Origin of the sequence: Halogeometricum sp. CBA1124 (assembly GCF_009741955.1) — an archaeon.
Taxonomy (GTDB): Archaea; Halobacteriota; Halobacteria; order Halobacteriales; family Haloferacaceae; genus Halogeometricum; species Halogeometricum rufum.
This window is the reverse complement of the sequence record NZ_WPCD01000134.1, coordinates 1-10,199: the sequence shown is the minus strand read 5'-3', so window position 1 is coordinate 10,199 and position 10,199 is coordinate 1. Positions and strand designations below refer to the sequence as shown.

Sequence of the window (10,199 nt, the reverse complement as noted above, 5' to 3'; positions counted from 1 at the left end):
GTTCGGCGACGTCGTTCGCCGTCATCGCCCCGTCGATGCGTTCGATGATGGTTCGGCAGTCCGGGTCGTCGAGCGCGCCCAACACGTCCCGAATATCGGGCGCGTCGGGTGCGAACGGGTCGCGTTCCATAGATGCTGTGCGAGAGGAGTCCGCGTGGTGCGTGGTCGTGTGAGAGGTCATCTGTCCGGGCGTCTAACCGCCGTCCCGAGCGCGTCGGGACGGTTCCGCGTCCGTCGGTCGATGCGGTCGAGCGTCGCCGAGCGCCGTCTCAGGCGCGCTGGGACTCTCTGGTCGCCTCGTCGAGGTTCTCCAGGAACTCCTTGATTATCTGCTCTTCGGCGCGGTGTAGCGTCTCGCTGCACGTGGACTTTGCCAGCCCCTCCGACTCGGCGAGTTCGGTGAGCGAACACTCCCGGGGGGGTGTCGTAGTAGCCGCGTTCGGCGGCGGCGACGACCAACCGCAACTGACGGTCGGTGAGCAACTGCTCGGGTTCGATCTGTTGGCGAATCTCGTCGACGGTGAAGGGGATACCGAACTCCTCCAGTTGCGTCCCGAGTTCCGAGAGTCGGTGCTGGGGAGCCGTGAGTTCCCACTCCGCCTGCCCGTCCTCGATGGTGAACGGCATCGTCAGCGGGACGCCCGAGTCCTGCACCGGCAGGAGGAGCAACGGCATCGTCGTCTCGAACTGCAGGAGGACCGTGTTGCCGTACTGCTGGAGAATCTCCAGTTCGACCACGGAGTCGCTGTCCTGAACGTCGGCGACGACGGACTGTAACTCCTCGGCGGTTATCTCGGCGAGGCCCACGCCCGCGTCGTCGCCGGTGAGGGCGGACAGGATACGGACCGTCGCCTGCGGGTGCGCGCGCGTGACATCGCCGATCCAGACGCCGTCGGGAATCGTCAGCGTGAGGTGTGCTCGTGGCATCGGTCTCGGTCGAATATATTCGGGTTCCCCACCAATCAGTGTTCCCGAACATGTTCGTGAGTGCCGAGATTCGACGCGGACGAACACTATCGGCACAAGGGGTATCCCGAACTGCGCGCAACGAACGGGCATGAGTTCGGAGACGTCGGACGCGGAGACCCGCGAACTGGACGTGCGAGAGACCGACGGCGAACCGTTCGGTGACATCGTGGCCGCACTCGACGCCCTCGGCGACTGCGAGCGGTTGGTGCTGGTCAACGGGTTCGAGCCCGTGCCCCTGTACGACGTGCTCGAACGGAGAGGGTTCGCGTACGAGGCGTCGCAAACGGGTCCCGAGGAGTGGCGTGTGGAGATAACGCACGCGTGACCGGACGACGCGTGCGTCTCGGTTCCGGGGTCCGCGATTCGGGCCGGACTACTCGCGCCAAACGACTGTCACGACGCAGTCGTCTGTCTCGACCGTCTCGAACGCGTAGCCGCGGTCGGTCAGTTTCGGGTACAGGTGCTGGGGCGCGCGGTCGTTCAGTTGGACGAGGACCGCGTCGTCGTCCAGTTCCGCGACCCGTTCGAGCGTCTCGCTGAGCGGTTTCGGCGGCGGGAGGTCCCGCACGTCGAGCGTCTCCGTCGGTCGGCCGGTCGGTGCGTCCGTCTCCGCGACGACGCTGGGTCGGTCGTCCATGGTGTCAGTTCGACCGGCCGACACACAGTCGCTTGTCCCGAACACGTTCGGGGGAACGCCCGAGAGGGAGAGGGGGGAACTCACGGACGTGATGAACTCCGAGGAAGTTTCGGTAAATCGGCGGACCGTCCTTCGAGCGACCGGTGCGGCCATCGGCGGGGCGGCGCTGGCCGGGTGTACGGGGAGTGCGACCGACACCACCGACTCGCCGGCCGGTGAATCGGGCGGCGAGAGCGGTGGTGAGACCGCTGAGACGGACGGTGGAAGCGACGGGACTGGCGGCGGATCGGGCGACGGGTCGTCGCCGGAGTTCGACGGGTGGCTTTCGGACGTCGGGAACTACGACGGCGTCACCGACGCGACCGGCGAGGACAGCGTGACCGTCCGCGTCGGCACCGAAGCCAACGGCGGCGCGTACGGGTTCGGTCCGGCCGCGGTCCGCGTCGACGCCGGAACGACCGTCGTCTGGGAGTGGACCGGCGACGGCGGCACCCACAACGTCGTCGCCGAGGGCGGCGCGTTCGAGAGCGAGATGGTCGGCGAGGAGGGGTACACGTTCGAACGCGCGTTCGAGAGCGCCGGGACGTACGAGTACGCCTGCACGCCGCACGAGGCGATGGGGATGAAGGGCGTCGTCGTCGTCGAGTAACCCGAGCGGTCTCGCTTTTCCGGGTCGGTTCGGTCGGGACCGGGACGCACCGGTCGCACGGGTCCGCGGTGTCCGGACACCCGTGAGAGCGGACACCGTCGTCCGCGCCTGTGTCGTGCGAATCGGTGGCACTCCTCAGCGCGAACGGCGTATAAACCCCACCCGAACGTGTTCGCGCACCTTCTCGTGCGTCAGGAACCGCCCCGACCCGCTATCTTTCAACTGTGGGTAGACTCAGGTGTCCATGAGAGACCGCATCGGTGCTCCCGGAACGGGCATCTCCCGACGAGAGTTCCTCGCCGCCACCGGCGGCGTCGGAACGGCAGCGATCGCGGGGTGTCAGGCCCCGACGAGTCAGGCCAGCGCGAAGACCGAGCAGTCGTCGACGACGGCGGCGTCGCAGACGGCGTCGCTCCCGACGACCAGTCCGCCGGAAGTCGTCGACGTGGACGAACAGGGCGGAGCGGTGACGCTGAAGACGCAACCGGCCGTCCACGAGGCGCATCCGCTCGACTCGATGGGCGGCCCCGTCCGTCTGCCGCGCGTGTGGGCGTTCCAGGCCGACGACCGGGACCCCTCCGTCCCCGGACCGGTCATCCGGACCACCGAGGGCGAGGAGATGGAGGTGACGCTGGACAACACGGCGGGCAAGCGCCCGCACACGGTCCACTTCCACGGCGTCCAGAAGGCGTGGAAGGACGACGGCGTGCCGACGACGACGGGCATCACCGTCTCGCCCGGCGAGTCGCACACCTACACCATCCCGGCGAACGTGCCGGGCACCCACCTGTACCACTGTCACTTCCAGACGCACCGCCACATCGACATGGGGATGTACGGCATCTTCCGGGTGGACCCGAAGGGGTACGAACCGGCCGACAGGGAGTACTTCATGACGGTGAAAGACTGGGACTCGCGGCTCAACCGCTCGATGGCGGGCGAGGACGTCTCCTACACGCCGCGCGGCCGCGACCCCGACGTGTTCACCGTCAACGGGAAGGTTGCGCCGCGGACCCTGCACCCCGAGGACGGGTCGCCCGTCGTGGTCGAACGCGGCGACTCGGTCCGACTTCACTTCGTCAACGGCGGCTACATGAGCCACCCGTTGCACATCCACAACCACCGCTTCCAGCGCGTGGAGAAGGACGGCGGGACGGTGCCGGAGGCGGCCCGTCACGAGATGGACGTGACGAACGTCGCCCCGGCGGAACGGCACACCGTCGAGTTCACCGCCGACGCCGACCCGGGCATCTACCTCATGCACTGTCACAAGGTGAGTCACGTCATGAACGGGAACTTCTACCCCGGCGGGATGCTGTCGGGCGTCGTCTACAAGGAGGCGATGGACACGGACATCTTCGACCAGTTGATGCAGTACGCGGGCTACGGGCAGTGACCACCAGACAGGACGATGACGACACCGAACACCCCGAACGTCAGTCGGAGAACAGTCCTCCGCGGTGCCGCGACGGCCGCCGTCGCCGCGAGTGCCGCGGGAACCGCCGGAACCGCCGCCGCGCAGTCGGCCGCCGACGCCGACTACGGCGGGTGGTTGGAGAACACCAGCAACTACGACGGAACCGCGGACCGGACCGGCGAGGAGTCGGTGACGATAACCGTCGGCGCGGCGGGTAACAACGGCAACTTCGCGTTCGGTCCGGCCGCGGTCAGAGTCGACCCCGGAACCACCGTCGTCTGGGAGTGGACCGGCAAGGGCGGCAGTCACGACGTCGCCGCAGAGGACGGGAGCTTTCGGAGCGATATGGTCGGCGAGAAGGGCCACACGTTCGAACGCACGTTCGACGCGGCGGGCGTCGTGAAGTACGCCTGCACGCCGCACCGAGCGATGGGGATGCGGGGCGTAATCGTCGTGGGCGACGCGAGTGCGAACGCCGCGTCGAGCGCTTCGGCCGACGCGGGCGGCGGGACGAACGAACCCGACTACGGCGACTGGTTCGACGGCGTGTCGAACTTCGAGGGGACCGCGGACCGGACCGGCGAGGAGTCGGTGACGGTCACCGTCGGCGCGAGGGGCAACAACGGGAGCTTCGCGTTCGACCCCGCCGGCAGTCCGTGTGGACCCCGGGACGAGAGTCGTCTGGGAGTGGACCGGCAAGGGCGGCGCGCACAACGTCGTCGCCGAGGACGGAGCGTTCGAGAGCGAGATGGTCGGCGAGAAGGGGTACACCTTCGAACAGACGTTCGACAGCGCCGGCGTCCACCGGTACGTCTGCGTCCCGCACGAGGCGATGGGGATGCGGGGCGCAGTCGTCGTCGGTGCGGCGGGCGAGGGCGGCGGCGACGCCCGGGACGACGTAGTGGCCAACGCGCTGAGCGTCGGCGGCGGCGTGGGACTCGTCGGCGCACTGCTCGCAATCTTCGCCGTGGAGTCGCGGAACAACGCGAGAGAGCGGCGAGACGGCTCGAACCGATGAACCGTCACGGGCGGTGACGCCGTCACGGACTGCCGCCCGCGGTGGCCGACGGCGTCAGCGCGGGCGACTCGTCGGTGGGGTCACGAGGAGGGGACGGAGTGCACTCGTTTTCGCGGCCGCGTTCGGGAAGGGGACGAACCGCTCGAAGGGACGCCGCTCACTCCGCGGCGTCCGTCACCGCCTCGTCGTCGCCGTCGCGAAGTCCGAGAACCTCCGAGAGGCGACTGGGGAGGAGCGCCTCGGGACTGTGCCGGCGAATCACCGACGCCACGTTGACGACGAAAGTGACGACGCCGACGAGCCAGAGCGACCCGCCGAGGAGAGTCGGTGCCGACCCCAGCGAGAGCGCCTCCGCGGCGACGAGGAGCGCGGTACCCGAGAGAATCGCGACGAAGTGACGCGGGCGAGTCGCCCGTCGTAGAGGTCGTCTATCATCGGCACGTCGGCGAGCCCCAGCAGGTCGCTGTAGCGGTCGACCCAGACGATGAACGGGACGACGTGGTAGAGCGTCCCGAGGACGACGAAGCCGACGACGCCGAACAGGAGGAGCGAGGCGGCCGACGGCGCGCCGAACAGCGCGGACGGCGCGGTGGGGTCGGCCAGCCACGCGGGCGTCGTCAGAACCGCCCACGAGAGCATCGCGACTGCGGCGACGGCGTACCGACGCAGCATGGGGTTCCACTCGACGGTCGATTCGACGAGGCGGCGCGCGAGGACGACGCCGAACGCGAACAGTCCCGCGACGACGAGCAGTCCGCCGACGCGGGCGACGGCCGGACTCCCGAACAGGCGGCCCCCGGCGAGGACGCCGACGCCGAGCGGGTAGCCCACCGCTTCGACCCGTTTGAGCGGCGCGTCGACCCCGTGGAGCTCCGACTGCGTGAACATGGTCCCGAGTTGGTACAGCGCCCCGAACACCGTCGTCAGGACGACGCCGAACACCGCCAGCGTCGCGTGGGCGGTTCGGAGCCCGCTCCGGTCGAACGGTAGGCCGTCAAGTACCGGTCGCGTGTAGCCCACCGCGAGGAGCAGGCCGAACGTCGTGACGACGAGGAAGAAACCGAGCGCGACGGCGAAGTGTCGCTCCGTCACGTCCCACGGCCGGGTACCGAAGAGGGTTCGACCGACGTTGTACGCGAGCGTCCAGAACCCCGCGAGCAGCAGTCCGCCGAAGACCGGCAGCACGTCGTACAGGCCGAAGAGGAGGCCGACGACGAAACCGACCAGCCCCGCCGTCAGGAGCCAGAGTTGGAGTCGCGCCAGTCGCTCGGAGTGCAACGTCGTCCCCGACCAGACGGGGACGAACTGCGTCATCGCGCCGGCGATGGTGACGCACACCCACCCGGCCAGGAGGAGGTGTCGGTGCGCCAGCGACGCCTGTCCCGGAACGACGCCGAGAGGGTCGAGGACGCTCACGACGGCAGCGGCGAGGAGGAACCCGAGCCCCACGACGAAGTGCCGGAGGGGGACGGCCATCGGCGGCTGTTTGTCCGTCTCGACGTCCGCCGGAATCACGCTCATAGTGGAGACGACGGGCTCCCCCGCCATCCCGCTACGTGCGAACGTGTTCGGCTCCGTCCGTCGCGTCGGGGCGCACGCTCGCCGGCCGAACGGGTTCGGGAGAAACGTCACCCCCCTCGGACGCCAAGCGGTCGACGCATGGCAGCCACCACACTCGACTTACGTGACGTCCCGCCGCCGGAACGGCACCCGAAGATTCACGACGCGTTCGCGTCGCTCGACTCCGGCGAGTCGCTGGAACTGGTCAACGACCACGACCCGAAACCGCTGTTCTACGAGATGCAGGCAGAAGTGGAGTCGTTCGACGCCGACGGCTACGAGGTGGAGCGTCGCGGTCCGACCGAGTTCGTCGCCACCCTCCCGAAGCGATAGCGGCGGGCGGCCGCGACGAACGTGTTCGGCTCCACACCTACCGGACGACGGGACGAACGGACTGACATGGTCGGATTTCCATCGCTCGGCGGCCGCGACGGCGACGACGCGTTCGACGAGTACGGCGAGTTCGTCCCCGAACACCTGCCCGAACCGGGACCGTTCCTCGACGGCCACGAGGTGCTGACCGGCGAGTCGCACGTCGCGTTCCACGAGACGACGCGCGGCGTCTTCGAAGAGCGGACGGTGTACGACGTGACGTTCGGCTACAACCTCGCCAAACTGAACCTCGACGCGCGCCACCCCGGGGCGGGCTACCGCTACGCCGAGCAGTCGGGCGAGAGCGACGACGGCGAGGCGGTCCTCCGCGCGGAGTTCACGCCGACGACGGAGTTCTGCCCGCAGAGCGGGACGCTCACGCTCGGGTCGTTCAGAGCGTGGAACGGACTCTCCGAGCGCCACGGCTACGACGTCGTCCGCGTTCGACTGCACCCCATGCACCACGAGTCGGCGTCGATAAACGAGCGGTTGGCGGCGCTCGAAACCGAGTACCGGGAGACGGGAGCGGTCGACGACGGCCCCGAGGAGGGCGTCGCGTCCGCGGCGCGGTCAGCGACCGAGGAGTCGGAGGGACGCGGGCCGGACGCGCCGTTCTGAGCCGCGTCGGGGTGAGCCCTTACCGCCGGAGGAACCCGAGCAGTTCGTAGTCGTGGTCGGGCGTGTACCGCCGGAACAGCAGGCTGTTCGTCAGCACCGACACCGACGAGAACGCCATCGCACCGGCCGCGAGGACGGGTTGGAGCAGTCCCAGCGACGCCAGCGGAATCATCGCCGTGTTGTAGCCGAGCGCCCAGAACAGGTTCTGCTGTATCTTCGCCAGCGTCCCCTCGGAGACGCGGATGGCCTTCACCACGTCGAGGGGGTCGTCGCGCATCAGCGTCACGTCGGCCGCCTCGATGGCGACGTCGGTTCCGCTCCCGATGGCGCACCCGACGTACGCGACGACGAGGGCGGGCGCGTCGTTGACGCCGTCGCCGACCATCATCGCGCGCCGGCCGTCGGACTGGATGTCCTCGACGGCGTCGGACTTGTCCTCGGGGAGGACCTCCGCGCGCACGTTCTCGGGGTCGATGCCGACCTGTTCGGCGACGGCGCGGGCGGTCCGGGCGTTGTCGCCGGTTATCATCATCACGTCGGTGCCGCGTTCGCGGAGTTCCGCGACGGCGTCCGCCGCGCTCTCTTTGACCGTGTCCGCGTCGGCGACGACGCCGAGGAGTTCGCCCTCACCGTCGCTCACGCGGGCCACAAGCATCGCCGTCTTCCCCTCGTTCTCCAGTCGTTCCATCGTCTCGGCGGCCGGGTCGGGGTCGATGCCCTCGTCGCGGAGCAGTTTGCGGTTGCCGACCAACACCTCGGTGCCCTCGACGGTGGCGCGGACGCCGTGTCCGGGCACGTTCTCGAAGTCGGTGGCGTCGGGCACGTCGATGCCGCGTTCGCGCGCGCCTCGACGATGGCGCGAGCGAGGGGGTGTTCGCTCCCCGACTCGGCGGCGGCCGCCAGTCGGAGCACCTCGGTTTCGTCGGTCCGTTCGCGGGCGGTGACCGCCCCGCCGTCGGTGGCGGCGTCGTCCGAGCGGTCACCGCCGTCGGTGACCGCACGGCCGCCGTCGAACGCGACGACGTCGGTGAGGCTCATCTCACCCTTCGTCAGCGTGCCCGTCTTGTCGAAGACGACGGTGTCGACGTCCTTCGCGCGTTCGAGCACGTCGCCGCCCTTGAACAGCACGCCGTTCTGCGCGCCGATGGTCGTCCCGACCATCGTCGCCGCGGGCGTCGCCAACCCGAGCGCACAGGGGCAGGCGATGAGGACCGCCGACGCGAAGACGACGACGGCGAACTCGAACGCCGAGAGGGCCGCCGGACCCCCGCCGACGAGTCCCCAGAGGGGGAGCGTGCGGACGAACCCGGCGAGCGTCTCGGGGAACAGGTACCAGACCGTCGCCCACAGCAGGGCGTTCACGATGACCGCGGGGACGAAGTACGCCGAGATGCGGTCCGCGAGGTTCTGAATCTCGGGCTGGCGCGACTGCGCCTCCTTGACCGTCTGCACGATCTGCTGGAGGGCGGTGTCCTCGCCGACCTTCGTCGCCTCCACGACGAGGACGCCGTTCTCGTTGATGGTCGCGCCGACGACTTCGTCGCCCTCCGACTTCTCGACGGGGACGGACTCGCCGGTGACCATCGACTCGTCGACGGCGCTCTGTCCGTCGACGACGACGCCGTCGGTCGGTATCTGCTCGCCGGGGCGAACCTTCATCCGGTCGCCCACCTCGACGTCCTCGATGGGCACCTCGCGTTCGGTGCCGTCGTCGTCGACGAGGGTGGCCGTGTCCGCCTCCATCTCCAGGAGGGTCCGAAGCGCCTCGCTGGCCTGTCCCTTCGACCGGGCTTCGAGGTAGTTACCCAGCGTGATGAACACCAGTATGAGGGCGGCCGTGTCGAAGTAGAGCCCCTCGCTGGCGAGGAGGCCGAGGAGGACCACGACGGAGTAGAGGTACGCCGTCGAGGACCCCAGCGCGATGAGCACGTCCATGTTCGCCGTCCGGTTCTTCACGACCGCTTTGTACGCGTTCCGGTAGAACGGCCAGCCGAGTATCACCTGCACGGGCGTCGCGAGGGCGAACTCCACCCACCCGAACCGGACGCCGAACACCTGCTCGGGCAGGTTCCCCCCGAGGAGGAGTTTGTCCACGAGGAAGAACAGCATCGGCACCGACAGCGCCGCCCCGAACAGCGTCAGTCGGAGTTGCTTGCGAATTTCCTCCTTGCGAGCGGCGTCGCGGCGGTCCTCGGCGGACTCCCCGCTTCCGTCGTCATCGCGGACGGGCGAGTACCCCGACCCCTCGATAGCGTCGTAGAGGTCCGACAGCGACGCCTCCGCCGGGTTGTACGTCACCTGCGCTTCGTCGGTAGCGAAGTTCACGTCCGCCGAGACGACGCCCGGCGTCCTTCGAGTGCGTCCTGCACCGTCTCCGAGCAGTTCGAGCACGACATGTCCGTGATACCGATGGTCGTCGTCTCCGCCACCGGCGAGTAGCCAGCGCTCTCGATGGCGTCGTAGACGGCCGAGAGCGTCACCCGGTCGGGGTCGTACTCGACCGTCCCCTCGTCGGTGGCGAAGTTCACGTTGGCCTCCGACACCCCGTCGAGGGCCTCGACGGTCTCGGAGACGGTCTGCGAGCAGTTCGCACAGCTCATCCCCTGAATGTCGATTCTGCTTCGTCGGTGGGTCATTGGGTGTACATACGGGTGCCCTATTCAATCGGGTTTCCCTTTCGAACGTTCAGTTTCGTGGCCGCCCGAGATTCGATTCGAAATCGATTCGGTGCCGGCGGCACGGTCGTTCGGTAGTCCGCCGAATCGTCTGAAGGGCCAGTTCGGAGCGAGCGGGCGCGACAGGGCGACTTCTCTTTCCGAGGTCGCGAGACGGGTCGGCTTCGGTCTCGAAACCGCAACTACGTGTCGGGAGTGACGGAGGAGAAGGAAGCAGAGTGAGGAGGAGAAGGAAGCAGAGTGAGGAGGAGAAGGAAGCAGAAGTGAGGAGGGGGCGAGAAACG

General features: G+C 68.6%; 7 protein-coding genes and 4 pseudogenes. 7 read left to right on the top strand and 4 right to left on the bottom strand.

The window, feature by feature from the left end; genetic code table 11:
• Nucleotides 1-269: 269 nt before the first annotated feature.
• A pseudogene (locus tag GJ632_RS14750) lies at nucleotides 270-927 on the bottom strand (helix-turn-helix domain-containing protein).
• 130 nt (nucleotides 928-1,057) lie between these two features.
• Between GJ632_RS14750 and GJ632_RS14745 the strand changes: the two are divergent.
• Nucleotides 1,058-1,294 (top strand): DUF2249 domain-containing protein, encoded by a 237-nt coding sequence (locus GJ632_RS14745; protein ID WP_089810400.1) that lies wholly within the window; start codon nucleotides 1,058-1,060, stop codon nucleotides 1,292-1,294.
• Between the two features lie 48 nt (nucleotides 1,295-1,342).
• On the opposite strand, the gene GJ632_RS14740 is transcribed toward GJ632_RS14745, so the two are convergent.
• The gene (locus GJ632_RS14740) at nucleotides 1,343-1,606 is read right to left on the bottom strand and encodes a DUF2249 domain-containing protein (RefSeq protein WP_089810398.1); all 264 of its coding nucleotides are present in this window, start codon (nucleotides 1,604-1,606) and stop codon (nucleotides 1,343-1,345) included.
• Between the two features lie 91 nt (nucleotides 1,607-1,697).
• On the opposite strand from GJ632_RS14740, the gene GJ632_RS14735 reads away from it, so the two are divergent.
• The 4 genes and pseudogenes from GJ632_RS14735 to GJ632_RS23915 all read left to right on the top strand — a co-directional run bounded on the left by GJ632_RS14735 (nucleotide 1,698) and on the right by GJ632_RS23915 (nucleotide 4,690).
• Nucleotides 1,698-2,255, top strand: coding sequence for a halocyanin domain-containing protein (locus tag GJ632_RS14735; protein ID WP_191453357.1), 558 nt, complete (start codon nucleotides 1,698-1,700; stop codon nucleotides 2,253-2,255).
• 244 nt (nucleotides 2,256-2,499) lie between these two features.
• Nucleotides 2,500-3,651, top strand: coding sequence for a multicopper oxidase domain-containing protein (locus GJ632_RS14730; RefSeq protein ID WP_191453356.1), 1,152 nt, complete (start codon nucleotides 2,500-2,502; stop codon nucleotides 3,649-3,651).
• A gap of 15 nt (nucleotides 3,652-3,666) precedes the next feature.
• Nucleotides 3,667-4,068, top strand: a pseudogene (locus tag GJ632_RS23920) (halocyanin domain-containing protein); the annotation flags it as partial.
• A gap of 262 nt (nucleotides 4,069-4,330) precedes the next feature.
• Complete coding sequence (locus tag GJ632_RS23915; protein ID WP_343161197.1) at nucleotides 4,331-4,690, top strand: plastocyanin/azurin family copper-binding protein; 360 nt, start codon at nucleotides 4,331-4,333, stop codon at nucleotides 4,688-4,690.
• 157 nt (nucleotides 4,691-4,847) lie between these two features.
• Here the strand turns inward: GJ632_RS23915 and GJ632_RS14720 are convergent.
• A pseudogene (locus GJ632_RS14720) lies at nucleotides 4,848-6,211 on the bottom strand (hypothetical protein).
• 138 nt (nucleotides 6,212-6,349) lie between these two features.
• Between GJ632_RS14720 and GJ632_RS14715 the strand changes: the two are divergent.
• The gene (locus GJ632_RS14715; RefSeq protein ID WP_089810390.1) at nucleotides 6,350-6,583 is read left to right on the top strand and encodes a DUF2249 domain-containing protein; all 234 of its coding nucleotides are present in this window, start codon (nucleotides 6,350-6,352) and stop codon (nucleotides 6,581-6,583) included.
• Between the two features lie 66 nt (nucleotides 6,584-6,649).
• Entirely contained in the window at nucleotides 6,650-7,240 is a 591-nt protein-coding gene (locus GJ632_RS14710; protein ID WP_191453355.1) for a hypothetical protein, read from the top strand.
• Between the two features lie 19 nt (nucleotides 7,241-7,259).
• Here GJ632_RS14710 and GJ632_RS14705 read toward each other — a convergent pair.
• Nucleotides 7,260-9,876: pseudogene (locus GJ632_RS14705) on the bottom strand (heavy metal translocating P-type ATPase).
• Between the last annotated feature and the right edge of the window lie 323 nt (nucleotides 9,877-10,199).

Coding starts and splice junctions, on each gene's coding strand:
- GJ632_RS14715 (WP_089810390.1), top strand. CDS start 6,350: ATGGCAGCCACCACACTCGACTTACGTGACGTCCCGCCGCCGGAACGG.
- GJ632_RS14710 (WP_191453355.1), top strand. CDS start 6,650: ATGGTCGGATTTCCATCGCTCGGCGGCCGCGACGGCGACGACGCGTTC.
- GJ632_RS14740 (WP_089810398.1), bottom strand. CDS start 1,606: ATGGACGACCGACCCAGCGTCGTCGCGGAGACGGACGCACCGACCGGC.
- GJ632_RS14730 (WP_191453356.1), top strand. CDS start 2,500: ATGAGAGACCGCATCGGTGCTCCCGGAACGGGCATCTCCCGACGAGAG.
- GJ632_RS14745 (WP_089810400.1), top strand. CDS start 1,058: ATGAGTTCGGAGACGTCGGACGCGGAGACCCGCGAACTGGACGTGCGA.
- GJ632_RS14735 (WP_191453357.1), top strand. CDS start 1,698: ATGAACTCCGAGGAAGTTTCGGTAAATCGGCGGACCGTCCTTCGAGCG.